This window comes from Streptomyces sp. 840.1 (assembly GCF_003751445.1).
GTDB lineage: Bacteria > Actinomycetota > Actinomycetes > Streptomycetales > Streptomycetaceae > Streptomyces.
This window is the reverse complement of the sequence record NZ_RJUU01000001.1, coordinates 1,037,452-1,055,279: the sequence shown is the minus strand read 5'-3', so window position 1 is coordinate 1,055,279 and position 17,828 is coordinate 1,037,452. Positions and strand designations below refer to the sequence as shown.

Here is a 17,828-nt window from a genome sequence, read left to right as displayed (position 1 = left end):
CCGGGGCCCGGATCGCCGCGCGGGGAACGCGGTCGGCTCAGTGCCGCACCAGGCCGCCGACCTGGACGGGAGCCACGTGGCCGGTCGCCGGGGCGGTCCGCGCGAGGGCGAGGCCGACGTCGACGAGCGAGGACCGGAGCAGCGAGGCGACTTCGGGCAACGGCGTCCAGACGGACTCGGCGATCACGCCGTCGGGCTCCGGCCGCAGCCGGCCGCCGGTGATGCGGACCCGGTAGAAGACGCCGACGTTCTGGTGCTCGGTCCCGTGCCGTGCCTCGGCCGCGGAGATCACCCGTGAGTCCACCCCCAGCAGGCTCTCGACCACCGCCGTGCAGCCGGTCTCCTCCGCGACCTCTCGGATCACCGCGTCGAACGGATCCTCCCCGTGCTCGACCCCACCGCCGGGAAGGGTCCAGGTGCTCTGCCCGTCCGCAGAGACGTGACGGGCGATCAGCACCCGTCCGTCCTCGACACACACGGCGTACGCCGCCAGTCGGAAGCTCAACCTGCTATCTCCTTCGCACCGTTCGGGTCCTCAGTGCCCCAGTGACTTCCCGAATCCCGCCGCCAGCGGCATCCGCAGCCCCAGCGGCGGCGGGGCCGCCAGTGCGTCGGCCACCGGGCGGGCATAGGCGTGGCCGAACAGCGAGCCGCGGATGAAGTCCGCCGCCAGGGCGGCCACTTCGCTGTGGTGCTGGCGCAGCGCGTGGCCGTCCGAGTGGACCTCGAAGCGGCAGGTGTCGCGGTTGGACTTCTTGGCGCGTTCCGCGAGGCGGAAGGAGAGTTCGGGGTCGGCGCCCGCGTCGGTGGTGCCGTGCACCACCAGGACCTGACGCCCGAGCAGGTGTTTCACCGGCTCCGGCTCGGCGTCCGGGTCGGCGGGCAGCCAGGGGGCCAGGGCGAGGACCGCGCCGACCGCCGGGTGGCCGCCGGCGCGCAGGGCCGCCCGGCCGCCCATGCCGTGGCCGGCCAGGCAGACGGGGACGTCACCGTAGCGGCGTACCACCTCGTCGACCGCCCATTCGGCGTCCGCCGCGAGCTGGGCGTCCGTCGTGTTCCAGCCCCGGCAGCGGTAGTGGACGACGTGCGCCGTGAGGCCGTCGTCGCGGGCCGCGCGGGCCAGGGCGCGGGCCAGCGGGAGCTGGCGGGCGTACGAGAGGGGGGAGGGGCGGCGGTACGAATGCGGCTCGCCGTCCGGGAGCAGCAGGACCACGCCGCTGACCTCGCTCGATGCTCCGGCCGTCCTGACGGCCCGTCCCAGCCTCGCAGCAGGCAGGGGTAGTGCGCGCTGTGCCATGACGTAACAGTCTCAGAAGGACAGGTGTACACCACCCGTATTCGCGGTCACCGTTACATATCGACGAGCCCGCTCTACGCGCGTAGGCGCTAGAGTGCGTGGATGATGAGCCCGACCCTCAATGTGCCCGGCCAGGATCAGATCCGGCGTGCGCCCAAGGTCCTTCTCCACGACCACCTCGACGGCGGGCTGCGCCCCGGGACGATCGTCGACCTCGCCGCGGCGACCGGTTACGAAGGACTCCCGGAGAGCGAGCCCGACAAGCTCGGCATCTGGTTCCGGGAAGCCGCCGACTCCGGTTCGCTGGAGCGGTACCTGGAGACGTTCGCCCACACCTGCGCCGTCATGCAGACCCGTGACGCGCTCGTCCGGGTCGCCGCCGAGTGCGCCGAGGACCTGGCGGCCGACGGGGTCGTGTACGCCGAGATCCGCTACGCCCCCGAGCAGCACCTCGAAGCGGGGCTGACCCTCGAAGAGGTCGTCGAGGCGGTCAACGCCGGCTTCCGGGAGGGCGAGGCACGCGCCCGCCGCGACGGCAACCGGATCCGGGTGGGCGCCCTGCTCACCGCGATGCGGCACGCCGCCCGTTCGCTGGAGATCGCCGAACTCGCCAACCGCTACCGGGAACAGGGCGTCGTCGGCTTCGACATCGCGGGCGCCGAGGCCGGCTTCCCGCCCACCCGGCACCTCGACGCCTTCGAGTACCTCAAGCGCGAGAACAACCACTTCACCATCCACGCGGGCGAGGCCTTCGGACTCCCGTCGATCTGGCAGGCCATCCAGTGGTGCGGCGCCGACCGGCTCGGTCACGGCGTCCGCATCATCGACGACATCGAGGTCGCCGAGGACGGCAGTGTGAAGCTGGGGCGCCTCGCCTCCTACGTACGGGACAAGCGCATCCCGCTGGAGCTCTGCCCGACCTCCAACCTGCAGACCGGTGCCGCCGCCTCGTACGCCGAGCACCCGATCGGGCTGCTGCGCAAGCTGCACTTCAGGGCCACCGTGAATACGGACAACAGGCTCATGAGTGGTACGAGCATGAGTCAGGAATTCGAGAAGCTGATCGAGACATTCGGATACGCGCTCGACGACATGCAGTGGTTCACAGTCAATGCGATGAAATCAGCATTCATTCCTTTCGATGAACGTCTGGCGATGATCAATGACGTCATCAAGCCCGGATACGCCGAGCTGAAGTCCGAATGGCTCTTCGAGCAGACCGCTGCGACCAGCGTTTCCACCTCGGTCGCAGGCTGAACGGGCACACCGCGACAGACGGCCGGGAAGGCAATTCCCGGCCGTTTTCGCGTGTTCGCGGTGTTTGCGGGAGGGGCCCGGAGCTGGCTACGTTGCAGAGCCGCTCACATCCCCTTCCCCAAGGATGAAATTCACATGAAGCAGTCTGCTGTCAGGACTCTCGGCGTTGCCGTCGTCGGTGCCGCGTTCGCCGCTGCCGCCGCCGGTACCGCGTCGGCCTCCGCACTGCCGCTCGACTCCGCGACGGGCGCCCTGCCCGTCGCCGGCGCGCTGGCGAACGCCACCTCGGCCCTGCCGGTCCAGGACGCCGCGACGGACCTCCTCGGCACCAGCCAGACCAAGGTCGTCAAGGACGTCACCACCCCCGCCAAGGGCCTGCTCGGCGGTCTCCCCACCGGTAGCCTCAAGACCGGCGGCCTGACCGCCAACGGCCTGCCGCTCGGCCGCTGACACCCGTACGGCACATGCCTGTGGGCGGACACCCTTCCGGGGTGCCCGCCCACAGGCATGTGTACGGCAAGGACGGCGGCGCGGCCCGGCTACCAGGCGCCGGCGGACGAGGACCGCTCCTCGGGGAGCAGCACCCACAGCGCCAGGTAGAGCAGGAACTGCGGGCCGGGCAGCAGGCACGAGACGAGGAAGATGACGCGCATGGTTCCCGCGGAGGTGCCGAAGCGCCGGGCCAGCGCCGCGCACACTCCGCCGATCATGCGTCCGTCACGGGGGCGGGCAAGTGCGGCCATGGTGAGCTCCTTCGCGAACCGTTTCCCGGGGAGCGGCGGATCGCCCTCCGATGTATCCAGGATGGCTCGGACGGCAGGGCCGGGGCATCGCTCTACGGGGCGATGCCGACCCCGGAAATCGTCGGGGTCGACCCCTGAGGGACCTCGCGGCCGGCCGGGGGCAGCACCCTGACGCCGCCCCGGGTGCGACGGCGCAGCCGCGCCCGGCACGCGGGGACGAACAGTGCGTGGGCGAGTGCCACACCGACCGTGTTCAGGATCAGCGAGTCGACGTCGACGACCTGACCCGGCACCCCGGTCTGGCCCAACTCGATGCCCAGCGAGATCAGCGCCCCGGCCGTGACGGTACGGGCGAGCGAGGCCCACGGCGAGACGGAGAGCCGGCCGCCGGCCATCGGCAGCAGCACGCCCAGCGGCGCGAGCAGCAGGAGCTCCTTGCCGATCCGGTGGGCGGCGGCGGCCGGGCCCAGGGTCAGATCGGCCCTGATGCCGGCGAACGGTGAGAAGTTGGCGGCGGTCATCCACGGCACGTCCAGCGGGCGAAGAGTCAGCCACCCGACGAGCAGCAGATGCGCGAGGAGGAGTGACACTCCGGCCGCGCGGAAGCGGATGACGGCTTGGCCGCCCGAACCTTGACGCACGATTCCCAAGACGCGGGCAGCGGCAGGATCGGTTCCGCTCCCCCGGGGGAGACCTGCCTCACCCCCGCGCCGGAGCACGGTACGAGGCGGCCGACTGCCTGCTCGGGGCAGCCCGACCGGCCTCAGAACAGGTGGACCACGCTCACGACAGCCGGACCGCGCCCAGCGTCGGGACCGCCTTGGGGCTGGCCTTCGTCTCGGCGGTGCACAGATAGCCGCGCGCCGCGTACGCCCCCGGGCCGCCGAGCAGCACCGTGCCGTCCTGGACGAGCGGATCGCTCTCCGTGTACGTGCAGACGATCTGGGCCAGCGCCTCGGGCGTCAGGTCCTCCGGCTGCTCGCTGAGCCGCAGCGCACCCTTCGGGTCGCCCGTGCGGGGGCCGCTGACCCGCAGCGTGGCGGGGACGTCCGTGGTGAAGCCCGCCTGCCGCTCGGGCGCCGGCGGCTCCTTGCGCAGCTCGTTCAGGAGGGCGACCGCCAGCGTGAGCCGGCCGGCCTTCGCCTCCTGGACCTCGACCGTGCGGTCGACCGTGACCAGCTGCGAGTTGCAGACGAGATAGACCTCGGCGCCGATGCTCTGGCTCGGCTGGGCGGTGCTGTCCGGCGAGGGCGTCTCGCACGGCACCCGGGACGGCGCGGGCCCGGCGTCGACCGGCACCGAGGTCGTCCTGATCCCGCAGCCCGCGGCCAGCGCCGCGCACAGCACGGCCCCGGCCACCGCCGCGGCGAGGCGTCGGCCCCGGCCTTCGCTGCGTATCACGTCGCGTCGTCCTCCTGGTCCGGGATCTCCGCGTCATGTCCGTCGGCGCTGCGGCTCAGCGCCTCCGCGTCGCGCGGCAGGCGCAGTACGAACACGGCGCCGTCGCCGTCCGGCGAGTTCGCGGCGGTGATGTCACCGCCGTGGATGTGCGCGTTCTCCATGGCGATCGACAGCCCGAGTCCGCTGCCCTCGGAGCGCGGCCGGGACGCGCTGGCCTTGTAGAAGCGGTCGAAGACGTGGGGCAGTACGTCCTCGGGGATGCCGGGGCCGTGGTCGCGGACCTGGATGACCAGCTCGTCGCCCTCCGTGCGGACCGTGACCCGGACCGGGGAGCCGCCGTGCTTCAGCGCGTTGCCGATCAGGTTCGCCAGGATCACGTCGAGCCGGCGCGGATCGAGGCGGACCATCATGCCGCGCTCGGCGTCCAGATCCACCGCGTCCAGCCAGGCCCGCACGTCTATGCAGGCCGTCACCTGGTCGGCCACGTCCACGGTGTCCAGGACGAGACGGGCGGTGCCCGCGTCGAAGCGGGTGACCTCCATCAGGTTCTCCACCAGGTCGTTGAGCCGCCGGGTCTCGCTGACCACCAGGTGCACGGCCGGCGCGATCATCGGGTCGAGGCTGTCGGCCTCGTCCTCCAGCACCTCGGCCACCGCCGTGATCGCGGTGAGCGGGGTGCGCAGCTCGTGCGACATGTCGGCGACGAAGCGGCGGCTGGACTCCTCCCGCGCGGTCATGTCCGCGACCTTCTTCTCCAGCGAACTCGCCGTCCTGTTGAACGTCCTTGACAGATCGGCCAGTTCATCGGTCCCGGACACCACCAGGCGGGTGTCCAGCTTGCCCTCGCCCAGCTTGCGGGCGGCGTCACCGAGCCGCTGGACCGGACGCAGCACGGTCGTCGCCGCGGCCTGCGCGAGCAGCGCGGAGCCGACGAGCGCGAGCGCGGTGGCGATCCCCAGCGACCAGGCGAGGGAGTTCAGGTCCTGCCGTTCCTGGTCGAGGGACTTGAGCATGTACCCGGTCGGGCCACCGCCGATGATCTTCGTACCGCCGACGAGATACGGGGTGCCGCGGATCGAGGTCCGCTGCCAGAACACGTGGTACTGGTACTTGTTGCCCGCCTTCACCGGCTGCTTCTTGGCGACCTGCTTCCGCAGCGACTCCGGCACGTTGTCCCGGGTGAAGGTGTCCACGTCGGAGTTGCCGACGATCGGCTTGCCGGGATCGCGCTCGTCGATCAGCAGCACGCTGTAACCGGGGCTGCTGCTCGCCATCTGCGCGGCGGCGTGCTCCAGGTCGTCCTTGGTGGGGCGGGGCGGCAGCGAGGCCGCCCGGTTCTGCATCTCCTGGCGGAAGTCCCCGAGCGCCGAGTCCTGGGTACGGGTCAGCACCGCCTCGCGGTTCAGCCAGTACGCGATCCCGGAGGCGGATACCGCGGCGGTCAGCGCCACCAGCGCGAACACGACGACGAGCCGCAACCGCAGGCTGGTCCAGCGGAGCCCGGCGCGCAGGCCCCGCCGCACAGCCGTGCTCACTGCGGAGAGTCCAGCCGGTATCCCACGCCCCGCACGGTACGGATCAGGGTCGGCGAGGACGGCACGTCCTCCACCTTCGCGCGCAGCCGCTGGACGCAGGCGTCCACCAGCCGGGAGTCACCGAGGTAGTCGTGCTCCCAGACCAGGCGCAGCAACTGCTGCCGGGACAGGGCCTGGCCGGGGCGGCGGCTCAGTTCGAGCAGGAGGCGCAGCTCGGTCGGCGTGAGCTGGAGATCCTCCCCGTTCTTGGTGACGGTCATGGCGGACCGGTCGATCACCACGTTCCCGAACGTCGCGGAGTCCGTGGACTCGCGCTCGCCCCGGCGCAGCACCGCGCGGATCCGGGCGTCGAGCACCCGGCCCTGCACGGGTTTCACCACATAGTCGTCGGCACCGGACTCCAGCCCGACCACGACGTCGATGTCGTCGCTGCGCGCGGTCAGCAGGATGATCGGCAACTGGTCGGTGCGCCGGATGCGCCGGCACACCTCGAATCCATCGATTCCGGGCAGCATCACATCCAGCACGACCAGGTCGGGCCGCTGTTCTCGCAGCAGGTTGAGGCCGTCCTCTCCCGTCGCCGCGGTGGCCACACGGTGGCCCTGGCGTGACAGCGAGAGTTCGAGGGCCGTGCGGATGGCGTCGTCGTCCTCGATCAGCAACAGGAAAGGCACGCTGGTCATTCTGACCCATGGGGGAGCCCTAGTTCGACAGTTGGTCCCCTCTTATGCGTCGGGCACCCCTTGATCGTGTCCTCACAGGGCCCTGTGACAGGCCTGTGACAGTCGGGGGACAGCGCCATGAAACTGCCCCGGCAAGCTCGTTGTCACAAGGAACGGACGGACTCCACCGACGGGGGGCGCGAGATGAACGCAACTCACAGCATCACCGCAAGCGCAGTTGTCACGCGTCTCCACGACGTCGGGCGGACCGCAGAGAAGTCCGGCGCCGCATTGAACGGGCGGGGGTGCGTTCGCGGCGCTGGGCGTCAGCACCCGTCGTACATGACGGTTGTGGACGCACCCGCCCCAACGGGCGGGAGCAACGGGGGAAGCACGTACGGGGAGGCCACGGGGGAGCGGCAGGCCCCGGCGCGGGACGAGGACGCCGAAGCGGTGTTCACGGCCTACGTCAGGGAACGCCGCGCCTCCCTGTACGCCACCGCCTATCACCTGACCGGCGACCGGTTCGAGGCCGAGGACCTGCTGCAGAGCGCCCTCTTCTCGACGTACCGGGCGTGGGACCGGATCAGTGACAAGGCGGCGGTCGGCGGCTATCTGCGCCGCACCATGACGAATCTGCACATCAGCGCCTGGCGCAGGCGCAAGCTGAACGAATACCCGACCGAGGAGCTGCCGGAGACGGCGGGCGACACGGACGCGATGCGCGGTACCGAGCTGCGTGCCGTGCTCTGGCAGGCGCTGGCGCGACTGCCGGAGCTCCAGCGCACGATGCTGGTCCTGCGCTACTACGAGGGCCGTACGGACCCGGAGATCGCGGCCATCCTCGACATCAGTGTCGGCACGGTGAAGTCCAGCATCTGGCGGTCGCTCCGCCGGCTGCGTGAGGACGAGGTCCTCAGCTTCGGCCGTGACGAGGAGGAGTCCTTCGGCGAGCTGGTGGCCTGAGGCAACGGGGGGATACGGGGAACGGGGATACGGGGGGAAACGGGGTCGTCGCTTCGGGGGAGGCGGCGGCGCACGGGGGAGAACGCCGACGGGGTCGGACGGGCCGGGGGGTCCTGTCCGGCCCCGTCGGCGCGTGCGTGTGGGGGGCCGTTCAGGACGAGCGGCCCCCCACCGCCCCGCGCACCGCTCGTGCCCGGCACTGGCCCGCGGCGGCCGCGGCGAGCCGCCCCAGCGCCTCTTCCTTGCCGCAGGGGTACGCCCCCAGTTCGGCCTGGCGCGCCACGATGCGCCGCTCGGAGCGCATCAGCCGCCAGCCCCGACGCAGCAGGAACGGCACCGACTTGCGGCCCTCGCGCAGATCCCGCAGCAGCCGGCGGCGGAACGTCGTCGTCGGGCGGCCCCGCAGGCACAGGGCGTCCGCGAGCACCCCCAGTGAGCGGCACCGCTCGACGATGTCGGCGGCGAAGATGCCCTCGGCCACGAAGAGCGGGGTGCGCTCGATGTGGAGCACCTCGTGCCCGGTCCGGGAGCTGGTGGCGATGTCGTACAGCGGTACGTCGGTGCGGCCGGTGCGGCACAGCGCGGTGATCGCGGCGACCGCCGCGTCGGCGTCCCAGGACCGTGCGGAGTCCCAGTCGATGTCCGTGCTGTCGGGGACGAGCGGCAGCGTGGGGTCGTCGGCCTCCTTGTAGAAGTCGTCCAGCCGCAGCACCGGAAGACCGGTGAGAGCGGCGAGGGAGGACTTGCCGGAGCCGGAGGGGCCCGCCAGGAGGACGACGCGGGTCGAATGCGCATGGGAACTCACAGGACATGAGTGTGAGGCATTGACCCGCACAGGGGACCCCCCGGAGGTCTTGTTGGTATCGAGCATCACACCTCAACTACGCTGTGCACCCAGACGATTACTCGATCGATGGTTCGATCGGCCCGATCAGGTGGGAAATCCATGGCTCGTCACGCACTTTCCAAGTCCCCGCGCCGCGCTCTGCTGCGGGCGGGGCTGACCGTCACCGCGGTGGGAGCCGCACTCGGCGCGGGGGGCGCGGCGGCCCAGGCGGCGCCGCTGCCCGCCGCACCGGTGGCCGGCAGCGACAGCGGCAGCAGCGGCCTGGGTGCGGCCACGGACGCCGCGGGCGGGGCGTTGACCGGGGCGCTCGGCCCCGCGCTGGACAACAGCATCGCGCCCGTCACGCACCTGCGGCTCGACCCGCTGGCCGGCACCGGCACGGACCCGCTGGACAACGCGGTGGGGACGCAGATCGCCGACTTCAAGCCGGTCTCCACGGCCCTGGTCACCGACCCGCTGACCAGCGGCGGCGCGCTGAAGGACCTGCCCGTGGTGGGGCAGGTCACGGGGCTGCTGCACAGCTGACCCGGCGGTGGCCCGTGCCCCGGGGAGTCCGGGGCACGGGCCACTCCCGTGTGTGCATCAGTGCGTCAGTACGAGGAGCCCGACACGCCCAGCGCGCCCGTCGGGTGCCAGACCGTCTTGGTCTCCAGGAACGCGGTGAGCCGGTGCGTGCCCGGGTCGGCCGACCAGTCGGTGCCCGGCAGGGGCGGGCGGGCGACGCGCTTCAGGTTGTCGGCCGCCGCGATCTCCAGCTCCTTCGCCAGATCCGCGTCCGCCCCCGTGAGGTCGATGCCGTTCACGTCCTGGTGCGAGGCGAGCGGCGCGGCGAGCTCCGCGGTCTTCCCGGACAGGATGTTGACGACCCCGCCCGGCAGGTCCGAGGTGGCCAGCACCTCGCCCAGCGACAGGGCGGGCAGCGGGGCGTCGGCCGAGGCGATGACGACCGCGGTGTTGCCGGTCGCGATCACCGGGGCCACCACCGAGACCAGGCCAAGGAACGAGGACTCCTGCGGGGCCAGCACCGTGACCACACCGGTCGGCTCCGGCGTCGAGAGGTTGAAGAACGGCCCCGCGACCGGGTTCGCCCCGCCCACGACCTGGGCGATCTTGTCGGTCCAGCCCGCGTACCAGACCCAGCGGTCCACCGCCGAGTCCACGACGGCCGAGGCCTTGGACTTCGACAGCCCCTCGGCCTCCGCCACCTCGCGGACGAACTGCTCGCGGCGGCCCTCCAGCATCTCCGCGACGCGGTAGAGGACCTGGCCCCGGTTGTACGCGGTCGCGCCCGACCAGCCGCCGAAGGCCTTGCGGGCGGCGACGACCGCGTCGCGGGCGTCCTTGCGGGAGGACTGGGGCGCGTTGGCCAGCCACTTGCCCTTGGAGTCCGACACCTCGTACACCCGGCCGCTCTCGGAGCGGGGGAACTTGCCCCCGACGTACAGCTTGTAGGTCTTGAAGACACTCAGTCGCTGGTCAGACATCGAGATAGGCCTCCAGACCGTGTCGGCCGCCCTCGCGGCCGAAGCCCGACTCCTTGTAGCCGCCGAACGGCGAGGTCGGGTCGAACTTGTTGAACGTGTTGGCCCAGACGACGCCCGCCCGGAGCTTGTTGGCCACCGCGAGGATGCGGGAGCCCTTCTCCGTCCAGATGCCGGCCGACAGGCCGTACTGGCTGTTGTTGGCCTTGGCGACCGCCTCGTCCGGCGTACGGAAGGACAGGACGGAGAGCACCGGGCCGAAGATCTCGTCGCGGGCGACGGTGTGCGCCTGGGTGACGCCCGTGAACAGCGTCGGCGCGAACCAGTACCCCGAGGACGGGAGTTCGCAGGGGGCGGACCAGCGCTCGGCGCCCTCGGCCTCGCCGGTCTCGACGAGCGAGGTGATCCGGGCGAGCTGCTCCGCGGAGTTGATCGCGCCGATGTCGGTGTTCTTGTCCAGCGGGTCGCCCAGGCGCAGCGTGGTCAGCCGGCGCTTGAGGGCGTCCAGCACCTCGTCCTGGACGGACTCCTGGACGAGGAGCCGCGAGCCCGCGCAGCAGACCTGGCCCTGGTTGAAGAAGATGCCGGTGACGATTCCCTCGACGGCCTGGTCGATCGGCGCGTCGTCGAAGACGATGTTGGCGCCCTTGCCGCCCAGCTCCAGGGTGGCCTTCTTGTCCGTGCCCGCGAGGCTGCGGGCGATCGCCTTGCCCACGGCGGTCGAGCCGGTGAAGGCGATCTTGTTGACGTCCCCGTGCTCGACGAGGGCCTGTCCGGCGTCCCCGTAGCCCGTGAGGATGTTGACGACGCCCTTGGGCAGCCCGGCCTGGCGGCAGATGTCCGCGAAGAAGAGCGCGGAGAGCGGGGTCGTCTCGGCGGGCTTCAGGACCACCGTGTTGCCGGTGGCGAGTGCTGGCGCGATCTTCCACGCGAGCATCAGGAGCGGGAAGTTCCACGGGATGATCTGGCCGGCCACACCGAGCGGACGCGGGTTCGCGCCGGCGTTCCCGTCTGTCGTCCTTCGGCCGAACCCCGCGTGCTCCAGCTTGTCGGCCCAGCCCGCGTAGTAGAAGAAGTGCGCGGCGACCAGCGGGAGGTCCGCGTCGCGGGTCTCCTTGATCGGCTTGCCGTTGTCCAGGGTCTCCAGGACGGCGAGCTCGCGGGAGCGCTCCTGGATGATCCGGGCGATCCGGAACAGGTACTTGGCGCGCTCGGAGCCGGGCAGCGCCGACCACTTCTCGAACGCGCGACGGGCGGCCTTCACGGCCCGGTCCACGTCCTCGGCGCCGGCCCGTGCGACCTCGGAGAGGACTTCCTCGCTGCTCGGCGAGACGGTCTTGAAGACCTTGCCGTCGGCGGCCTCGGTGAACTCACCGTCGATGAACAGGCCGTACGAGGGCGCGATGTCGACGACGGAGCGCGACTCGGGGGCGGGTGCGTACTCGAATGCGGATGCCATGGGTATCAGTCCACCGTCACGTAATCGGGGCCGGAGTAACGGCCGGTGCTGAGCTTCTGGCGCTGCATCAGCAGGTCGTTCAGCAGGCTGGAGGCGCCGAAGCGGAACCAGTGGTTGTCCAGCCAGTCCTCGCCCGCCGTCTCGTTCACCAGAACCAGGAACTTGACCGCGTCCTTGGAGGTGCGGATGCCGCCGGCCGGCTTCACGCCGATCTGGACGCCGGTCTGCGCCCGGAAGTCACGCACCGCCTCCAGCATCAGCAGGGTGTTCGCGGGGGTGGCGTTGACCCCGACCTTGCCGGTCGACGTCTTGATGAAGTCCGCGCCCGCCAGCATCCCGAGCCAGGAGGCCCGCCGGATGTTGTCGTACGTGGACAGCTCGCCGGTCTCGAAGATCACCTTCAGCCGGGCCGAGCCGCACTCCGCCTTCACGGCGAGGATCTCCTCGTAGACCTTCAGATAGCGGCCGGAGAGGAAGGCGCCCCGGTCGATCACCATGTCGATCTCGTCGGCCCCGGCGGCCACCGCGTCGCGGACGTCCGCGAGCTTCACGTCGAGCGCGGCACGGCCGGCCGGGAAGGCCGTCGCGACGGACGCCACCTTCACGCCGGAGCCGGCCAGGGCGGCGACCGCGGTCGCCGCCATGTCGGGATAGACGCAGACGGCGGCGGTGCGCGGCGACGTGCGGTCGGTGGGATCGGGATTGACGGCCTTGGCGGCGAGCGCCCGGACCTTGCCCGGGGTGTCCGCGCCTTCCAGCGTCGTCAGGTCGATCATCGAAATGGCGAGGTCGATGGCGTACGCCTTGGCCGTCGTCTTGATCGAACGGGTTCCGAGCGAGGCGGCGCGCGCTTCGAGGCCGACGGCGTCGACGCCGGGCAGCCCGTGCAGGAAGCGGCGCAGCGCACTGTCGGACGCCGTCGCGTCGACGAATGAAGGTGCAGTGGTGGGCATGGTCACCAGATGAGCATATCTACGCGCGTAGCGGCCTGTACAGGGGCCCATGCCGTTCGCGTATCGCCCGGCTCCGCGGCGCCGTGCCCCCGGCGGTCGGGAAGCCGCCCCCGCATCCCTTGCGCCTGTCAGGCAGAATCGGGCTCATGACGAGCCCCACGCCACCCGCCGAGCCCACTTACGCCGACCGGACCTTCCGGTCGCCCGCCGGGCTGGTCGGGGGCGCCCTGCTGCTCCTGCTCATCCTCTGGATCGGCCTGGACGCCGCGATCCGGGGCGAGGGCCGGGTGCCGTGGCTGGCACTGGCCGGGCTGCTGACCGTGGTCCCCCTGGTGATCGCCTTCACCGTGCGCCCGGTGGTGTTCGCCAACGACCGGCGCATCCGGATCCGCAACCCGTTCCGCACGATCACGCTGCCGTGGACCGACGTGGCGAACGTGCGCGCGGGCTACTCCAGCGAGCTGTTCACGCAGGCCGGCACGAAGTACCAGCTCTGGGCGGTCCCGGTCTCCCTGCGCCGGCGCAAGAAGGCCGCCCGCCTCCAGTCCCGCCAGGCGACGGACGACCCGTACGGCCGGACATCGGTGACCGCCGACGTCCGCGCCACCAAGGCACTGACCGCGGGCGCCGACCAGACCGTGGTGGACCTGCGCGAACTGGCCGAACGCGCGGGCGACAAGCCCGTGGCGGGCGACGTCGTCGCCTCGGTGCGCTGGGCGTACGAGGTCATCGCACCGGCAGCCGTGGGCGCGGTGCTCCTGGTGGTGCTGGGCGCGACGGGCTGAGCGGACGCTTCGGGCCGGGGTGACCCGCCGGTCACGGTGAGGGGCGGCCCTGCTGCCGGCCAGTCGAGCACGGTCAGCTCGGGCCACGCCTGCCGCCGGCGGGCGCTCTTCGTCTCGTACACCTCCTGCGGAGCGAGCACCGGATTCGGGCGCACGACGAGGTTGAACACGTCGGACAGCCCGTGCGGCGCGTAGACCCGCCGGCTGCCGCCGGACAGGCCCTGGGCAGCAGGTGGTGGCGGCGAAGCAGTCGATGGCCGACTCGGCCGAGGTGTGCGGGACGCCGAACTTCTCCGCGTACCAGAGATGGACCCGCGCCTCGTTCCGGATCTCGACCTCGGCGGCAAGACCGGCGAACGCCTCTCGGCCCGCCCGGATCGCGGCGTCCTCGACCTCCCACGACAGGTCGCCGTCGTCGAAGTAGAAGACGTCGTAGTCCTTGATCCCGTGTGTGGGAGCCCGGTAGGTGACGGCGTTCCACACGGCTTGGAAGAGGCACCCTGCGGTCAGGTACCAGCCGGGCAGCCCCAGCCCCGCGGCCCGCCCCGGCAACCTCCAACAGGACGTCGATACGGGAGAGCGCGGACTTGAGCGCCACGCGCTGTTCGTCCAGAGCCGGCCGGCCGGTCATCGCCCATGCGTACCGCGGGGATGGGGTGCGTAGCGGGGGGACCGAAGACGGCCCCCGTTCGCTGCGCGCCACACGCGATTCAGATGTTGCGTTTGCTTCGAATATTTCGGATACTCGCATTCGGGTGTGACGCGAGGAGCTGAGAGATATGTCCATAAAGGTTTCCAGTGCTCAGGAGCCCCGCCGTGAGAGCGTTGAATCCGCAGGGAGGGCAGTCGACGCCGTGCGTGACGCACTGTCCCGGCACAGTGGCGTGAGCGATGACATTCCGGTGCTCATCGAGGCCGACACGGTGGAGATCCCGCGCGAGGCGTTCGAGATGTTCGCCACGATCCTCGGGCACATGGCGGCTGGGCGGGCAGTGTCGATCGTGCCCGATCACGCCGAACTGACCACGCAGCAGGCGGCGGACATGCTCAATGTGTCGCGCCCTTTCCTGATCGGTCTCCTGGAAGCGGGAGAGATCGAGTTCCGTAAGGTCGGGACGCACCGGAGGATCAAGGCCCACTCCCTCGCGGCGTATCAGCGCGCCGATGACCGTCGGCGCAGGCAGGCCGCCGACGAACTGACGGCGCTCAACCAGGACATGGGACTGATCTGACCGATGCCGTTCACGGTTGTGTCGACGCGTGTGTCCTGTATCCCAGCACCTTGCGTGATCTCCTGATTCGGATAGGTGCGGCGGGACTCGTGCAGGCCAAGTGGAGTGAGCGGATCCTTGACGAGGTCTTCGACAACCTCGCCAAGAACCGCCCGGACCTTCGGACGGAGAAGTTGGACCGCACGCGTGTCCTCATGAAGCGTGCTGTTCGGGACTGGCTGGTGGTGGATTTCGAGAGACTGGAGCCGGTGTGTGAGGTTCCGGACCCCGACGATCGTCATGTCCTCGCGGCAGCTGTCAGGGCCGGTGCTCAGCTGATCGTCACGCGGAATCTCAAGGATTTTCCGGCGGAGGCGCTGGCGCCGTGGGGCATTGACGCGATTCATCCGGACGATTTCGTGCGGGCACAGTTGGACCTCGACCGTGGCCGGGTTTTCGCGTGTATCCAGCAGATCGCGGACAGCTGGCGCAATCCCCCTGGAGTGCCTGGCGATGTCCTGGAGCGTCTGGAACGCGACGGGCTGGTGAAGTCGGCCGCCGAATTGCGAGCAGGTATTTAGGGCCTGTCCAGAATCCCCGTGCAGCGTCGCGGCGGACTGGACCCGCCCCTCACAGCCAGCCGTTGCGCTGGGCCTGCAGGGCCAGCTGGAAGCGGTTGGCGGCGCCCAGGCGGGCCATCAGGACCTGGATGCGGCGGAACAGCGTGCGGCGGCTGATGCCCAGTTCGCGGGTGACGGCCTCATCGCTCGCGCCGCCCGCCAGGAGCCACAGGAGGCGGCGGTCGGCGGGCGGGAGGCCGCCGGGGCGGGCGGTGGAGCCGTGGAAGGGGAGGGCGTTGCGCCAGGACTGCTCGAACAGGGCGATGAGCGCGGAGAGCAGTCCGCACGGCTGCACGACCAGCATGGTGTTGTGCACATCGGCCTCCTTGATCGACAGCGACACGAGCGCGTACGCGTCGTCGATGATCACGAGCTTGACCGGCACGGACGGCAGCACCCTGGCCTGTTCACCGGCGTTGACGCACGGTTCGATGACGTCCTTCAGATGGCCCGGGTGCTCCAGTGACTCCCGCGAGTACACGACGCGCTGTGTGACACCGCGCGCCAGGGTGGCCAGCGCGTCGTCCGTGGCGGCGGGCAGCGGGAAGTACGGCGGTGACTCGAACTGGCGGATCTGCTCGCGGGCGCTCGCCCAGGCCCGGCGGATCCTGGGGCCGACGGCGTCGCCGGTGACGACCTCGACGAGGTGGTCGTTGTACGCCGCCAGCCGCTGACGCCGGAACGAGTCGAACGCGCCCCCGACGGCGATGCGCGACGCCTCGACCTCGCTCGCCCGGCGCCGGGCGAGGATCTCCAGGCCCGCGGCCGGCGGCACCGGGGCCACCACGTCCCCGTCCTCCCCGGCGGCGCTGGCCAGACCGGCGTCGACCAGCGCGCCGTACGCCGCGTCGAGCTCCGGGCCCGCCAGGCCGGCCGCCTCGCCGACGGCGGCCAGGGGCGCGGGGGCCAGGCCCAGGAGCGCGAGATAGACCTCGGCCGCCGGGTGACCGAGCCCGAGGAGCCGCAGAGCCGCACCGAGCTTCTCGTTCGTCATGCCCCCATTGTCCAACGGGCCCGGCCGGCGCATGGCCGATCCGTGCCAGTGGCACTCCTTGGCCCCGGGGGCCATCGGTGGGCGATAGCGTCCGGATGCCGCCGACGACCGGCGGCAGCGAGGGCGGCCCGGCCGCACCGGGCCGGCACGTCCCTCGCCGCCGAGGAAACCACCGGAAGAGGGTGCACGACGTGGCGAAAGGCCGGAAGAACCGTCTCTACACAGGGATCTCCGAGGAACTGTCCGCCCTGATGCGGACGGGCTGGGCGGACACCGAGCGGCACGACCTCCAGCTCGGCGAGCAGGCCCCGCACGCCGCCGTCCGCCGCGCCGCGCTCTCCGCGCGCTTCCCGGGCGAGCGCCTCGTGATCCCCTCGGGGAACCTCAAGGTCCGCTCCAACGACGACGGCTACGCGTTCCGGCCCTACACCGGCTACGCGCACATGGCCGGCGACCTGGCCCGGGACGGCGCCCTCGTCCTCGAACCCCGCGCGGACGGCGGCCACGACGCCTACTGCTTCCAGCTGCCCCGCGACAGCCGGGACAACGACGAGTTCTGGACCGGTCCCACGGCGGAGCTGTGGATGGGCCGGCGCCGCTCGCTCGCGGAGTCGGAGCGGGTACTGGGCCTGCCCTGCCGCGACGTCCGCACGGCCGCCGACACCCTGGCCGCGGCCACCGGCGCGCCGACCCGGATCGTCCGGGGCATCGACCCGTCCCTGGAAGACGCCGTCACCACCGACGAGGAGCGCGACGCCGAACTGGAGGAGGCGCTCAGCGACCTCCGCCTCGTCAAGGACGCCTGGGAGATCACCGAGCTCCGCAAGGCCGTCGACTCCACCGTGCGCGGATTCACCGACGTCATCGGTGAGCTCTCCCGCGCCGTCGCCTCGTCCGAGCGGTGGATCGAGGGCACCTTCTTCCGCCGCGCCCGCCTGGAGGGCAACGCCGTCGGCTACGGCTCGATCTGCGCGGCCGGCGAGCACGCCACGATCATGCACTGGACCGACAACGACGGCCCCGTACGCCCCGGCGACCTGCTCCTGCTCGACGCGGGCGTGGAGACCCACACCCTCTACACCGCCGACGTCACGCGCACGCTCCCGATCAACGGCACCTTCACCCCCCTGCAGCGCAAGGTGTACGACGCGGTGTACGAGGCCCAGGAGGCGGGCATGGCCGCCGTGAAGCCGGGGGCCGCCTACCGGGACTTCCACGAGGCGTCCCAGCGCCACCTCGCGGCCCGGCTGGTCGAGTGGGGCTTCATCGAGGGCCCGGCCGAGCGCGCGTACGAACTCGGCCTCCAGCGCCGCTTCACCATGGCGGGCACCGGGCACATGCTCGGCCTGGACGTCCACGACTGCGCGCACGCCCGGAACGAGGCGTACGTCGACGGCGTGCTGGAGCCGGGCATGGTGCTCACCGTCGAGCCCGGCCTGTACTTCCAGCCGGACGACCTCACCGTCCCCGAGGAGTGGCGCGGCATCGGCGTCCGGATCGAGGACGACCTGGTCGTCACCGAGGACGGCCACGAGAACCTGTCCGGCGGCCTGCCGAGGTCGGCCGGCGACGTCGAGGCGTGGATGGCCCGCTTCGCCGGCTGAGCGGGGCGCACGG

20 protein-coding genes and 1 pseudogene are annotated in these 17,828 nt (G+C 71.3%); 8 read left to right on the top strand and 13 right to left on the bottom strand.

All coding sequences use genetic code 11. The features are described 5' to 3' along the window. Positions 1-37: 37 nt before the first annotated feature. Positions 38-505 carry an NUDIX hydrolase gene (locus EDD93_RS04715; RefSeq protein WP_123523974.1) on the bottom strand — a complete coding sequence of 156 codons (468 nt, stop codon included), beginning with the start codon at positions 503-505 and terminating at the stop codon, positions 38-40. 30 nt (positions 506-535) lie between these two features. Continuing rightward, the gene (locus tag EDD93_RS04710) at positions 536-1,297 is read right to left on the bottom strand and encodes a lysophospholipase (protein ID WP_260255623.1); all 762 of its coding nucleotides are present in this window, start codon (positions 1,295-1,297) and stop codon (positions 536-538) included. 102 nt (positions 1,298-1,399) lie between these two features. Here EDD93_RS04710 and EDD93_RS04705 point away from each other — a divergent pair, with 102 nt between their 5' ends. Next, positions 1,400-2,554 carry an adenosine deaminase gene (locus EDD93_RS04705; protein WP_123523972.1) on the top strand — a complete coding sequence of 385 codons (1,155 nt, stop codon included), beginning with the start codon at positions 1,400-1,402 and terminating at the stop codon, positions 2,552-2,554. 135 nt (positions 2,555-2,689) lie between these two features. Continuing rightward, on the top strand, positions 2,690-3,004 hold the full coding sequence (locus EDD93_RS04700; protein ID WP_123523971.1) for a hypothetical protein: 315 nt from the start codon (positions 2,690-2,692) through the stop codon (positions 3,002-3,004). Between the two features lie 89 nt (positions 3,005-3,093). Here the strand turns inward: EDD93_RS04700 and EDD93_RS04695 are convergent, their stop codons facing one another. The 5 genes from EDD93_RS04695 to afsQ1 form a co-directional block, all read right to left on the bottom strand. Continuing rightward, entirely contained in the window at positions 3,094-3,297 is a 204-nt protein-coding gene (locus EDD93_RS04695) for a PspC domain-containing protein (protein ID WP_123523970.1), read from the bottom strand. Between the two features lie 92 nt (positions 3,298-3,389). Beyond that, positions 3,390-3,938: a VanZ family protein gene (locus EDD93_RS04690; RefSeq protein WP_123527583.1), complete on the bottom strand. Its 549-nt coding sequence runs from the start codon at positions 3,936-3,938 to the stop codon at positions 3,390-3,392. A 142-nt stretch (positions 3,939-4,080) separates the two neighbouring features. Next, the gene (locus tag EDD93_RS04685) at positions 4,081-4,698 is read right to left on the bottom strand and encodes a hypothetical protein (RefSeq protein ID WP_123523969.1); all 618 of its coding nucleotides are present in this window, start codon (positions 4,696-4,698) and stop codon (positions 4,081-4,083) included. Further along, the gene (locus EDD93_RS04680; RefSeq protein WP_123523968.1) at positions 4,695-6,233 is read right to left on the bottom strand and encodes a HAMP domain-containing sensor histidine kinase; all 1,539 of its coding nucleotides are present in this window, start codon (positions 6,231-6,233) and stop codon (positions 4,695-4,697) included. The genes EDD93_RS04685 and EDD93_RS04680 overlap by 4 nt, the downstream gene beginning before the upstream one ends. Continuing rightward, positions 6,230-6,907 (bottom strand): two-component system response regulator AfsQ1, encoded by a 678-nt coding sequence (gene afsQ1 / locus EDD93_RS04675; RefSeq protein ID WP_026171255.1) that lies wholly within the window; start codon positions 6,905-6,907, stop codon positions 6,230-6,232. Before afsQ1 ends, EDD93_RS04680 begins: the two co-directional genes overlap by 4 nt. Positions 6,908-7,099: 192 nt before the next feature. Between afsQ1 and EDD93_RS04670 the strand changes: the two genes are divergently transcribed. Then, positions 7,100-7,861 (top strand): SigE family RNA polymerase sigma factor, encoded by a 762-nt coding sequence (locus tag EDD93_RS04670; protein ID WP_123523967.1) that lies wholly within the window; start codon positions 7,100-7,102, stop codon positions 7,859-7,861. A gap of 151 nt (positions 7,862-8,012) precedes the next feature. On the opposite strand, the gene EDD93_RS04665 is transcribed toward EDD93_RS04670, so the two are convergent. Continuing rightward, entirely contained in the window at positions 8,013-8,732 is a 720-nt protein-coding gene (locus tag EDD93_RS04665; protein ID WP_123523966.1) for a uridine kinase, read from the bottom strand. A 75-nt stretch (positions 8,733-8,807) separates the two neighbouring features. On the opposite strand from EDD93_RS04665, the gene EDD93_RS04660 reads away from it, so the two are divergent. Continuing rightward, a complete protein-coding gene (locus EDD93_RS04660; RefSeq protein WP_123523965.1) occupies positions 8,808-9,233 on the top strand; it encodes a hypothetical protein in 426 nt (141 codons plus the stop codon). Between the two features lie 65 nt (positions 9,234-9,298). Here EDD93_RS04660 and EDD93_RS04655 read toward each other — a convergent pair whose 3' ends face one another. The 3 genes from EDD93_RS04655 to deoC are packed head-to-tail and all read right to left on the bottom strand — an operon-like array spanning position 9,299 to position 12,601. Next, entirely contained in the window at positions 9,299-10,192 is an 894-nt protein-coding gene (locus tag EDD93_RS04655; protein WP_123523964.1) for an aldehyde dehydrogenase family protein, read from the bottom strand. Then, positions 10,185-11,648 (bottom strand): aldehyde dehydrogenase family protein, encoded by a 1,464-nt coding sequence (locus EDD93_RS04650; RefSeq protein WP_123523963.1) that lies wholly within the window; start codon positions 11,646-11,648, stop codon positions 10,185-10,187. The genes EDD93_RS04655 and EDD93_RS04650 overlap by 8 nt, the downstream gene beginning before the upstream one ends. A 5-nt stretch (positions 11,649-11,653) precedes the next feature. Next, positions 11,654-12,601 carry a deoxyribose-phosphate aldolase gene (gene deoC / locus EDD93_RS04645; RefSeq protein WP_123527582.1) on the bottom strand — a complete coding sequence of 316 codons (948 nt, stop codon included), beginning with the start codon at positions 12,599-12,601 and terminating at the stop codon, positions 11,654-11,656. A gap of 146 nt (positions 12,602-12,747) precedes the next feature. On the opposite strand from deoC, the gene EDD93_RS04640 reads away from it, so the two are divergent. Continuing rightward, entirely contained in the window at positions 12,748-13,386 is a 639-nt protein-coding gene (locus EDD93_RS04640) for a PH domain-containing protein (protein WP_123523962.1), read from the top strand. A gap of 47 nt (positions 13,387-13,433) precedes the next feature. On the opposite strand, the pseudogene EDD93_RS04635 reads toward EDD93_RS04640, so the two are convergent. Then, a pseudogene (locus tag EDD93_RS04635) lies at positions 13,434-14,017 on the bottom strand (nucleotidyltransferase family protein); the annotation flags it as partial. A 271-nt stretch (positions 14,018-14,288) separates the two neighbouring features. Here EDD93_RS04635 and EDD93_RS04630 point away from each other — a divergent pair. Continuing rightward, positions 14,289-14,618, top strand: a complete 330-nt coding sequence (locus EDD93_RS04630) for a helix-turn-helix domain-containing protein (RefSeq protein ID WP_260255622.1) — start codon at positions 14,289-14,291, stop codon at positions 14,616-14,618. Positions 14,619-14,668: 50 nt separating this feature from the next. Further along, on the top strand, positions 14,669-15,178 hold the full coding sequence (locus tag EDD93_RS04625; protein ID WP_398902877.1) for a PIN domain-containing protein: 510 nt from the start codon (positions 14,669-14,671) through the stop codon (positions 15,176-15,178). A 49-nt stretch (positions 15,179-15,227) separates the two neighbouring features. On the opposite strand, the gene EDD93_RS04620 is transcribed toward EDD93_RS04625, so the two are convergent. Beyond that, positions 15,228-16,211, bottom strand: coding sequence for a LuxR family transcriptional regulator (locus EDD93_RS04620; RefSeq protein WP_185092210.1), 984 nt, complete (start codon positions 16,209-16,211; stop codon positions 15,228-15,230). Positions 16,212-16,402: 191 nt separating this feature from the next. Here EDD93_RS04620 and EDD93_RS04615 point away from each other — a divergent pair, with 191 nt between their 5' ends. Further along, entirely contained in the window at positions 16,403-17,815 is a 1,413-nt protein-coding gene (locus tag EDD93_RS04615) for an aminopeptidase P family protein (RefSeq protein WP_123527581.1), read from the top strand. Positions 17,816-17,828: the final 13 nt, after the last annotated feature.

Coding starts and splice junctions, on each gene's coding strand:
- EDD93_RS04700 (WP_123523971.1), top strand. CDS start 2,690: ATGAAGCAGTCTGCTGTCAGGACTCTCGGCGTTGCCGTCGTCGGTGCC.
- EDD93_RS04620 (WP_185092210.1), bottom strand. CDS start 16,211: ATGACGAACGAGAAGCTCGGTGCGGCTCTGCGGCTCCTCGGGCTCGGT.
- EDD93_RS04695 (WP_123523970.1), bottom strand. CDS start 3,297: ATGGCCGCACTTGCCCGCCCCCGTGACGGACGCATGATCGGCGGAGTG.
- EDD93_RS04705 (WP_123523972.1), top strand. CDS start 1,400: ATGATGAGCCCGACCCTCAATGTGCCCGGCCAGGATCAGATCCGGCGT.
- EDD93_RS04710 (WP_260255623.1), bottom strand. CDS start 1,297: ATGGCACAGCGCGCACTACCCCTGCCTGCTGCGAGGCTGGGACGGGCC.
- EDD93_RS04660 (WP_123523965.1), top strand. CDS start 8,808: ATGGCTCGTCACGCACTTTCCAAGTCCCCGCGCCGCGCTCTGCTGCGG.
- EDD93_RS04670 (WP_123523967.1), top strand. CDS start 7,100: ATGAACGCAACTCACAGCATCACCGCAAGCGCAGTTGTCACGCGTCTC.
- deoC (WP_123527582.1), bottom strand. CDS start 12,601: ATGCCCACCACTGCACCTTCATTCGTCGACGCGACGGCGTCCGACAGT.
- EDD93_RS04640 (WP_123523962.1), top strand. CDS start 12,748: ATGACGAGCCCCACGCCACCCGCCGAGCCCACTTACGCCGACCGGACC.
- EDD93_RS04665 (WP_123523966.1), bottom strand. CDS start 8,732: ATGCTCGATACCAACAAGACCTCCGGGGGGTCCCCTGTGCGGGTCAAT.
- EDD93_RS04650 (WP_123523963.1), bottom strand. CDS start 11,648: ATGGCATCCGCATTCGAGTACGCACCCGCCCCCGAGTCGCGCTCCGTC.
- EDD93_RS04655 (WP_123523964.1), bottom strand. CDS start 10,192: ATGTCTGACCAGCGACTGAGTGTCTTCAAGACCTACAAGCTGTACGTC.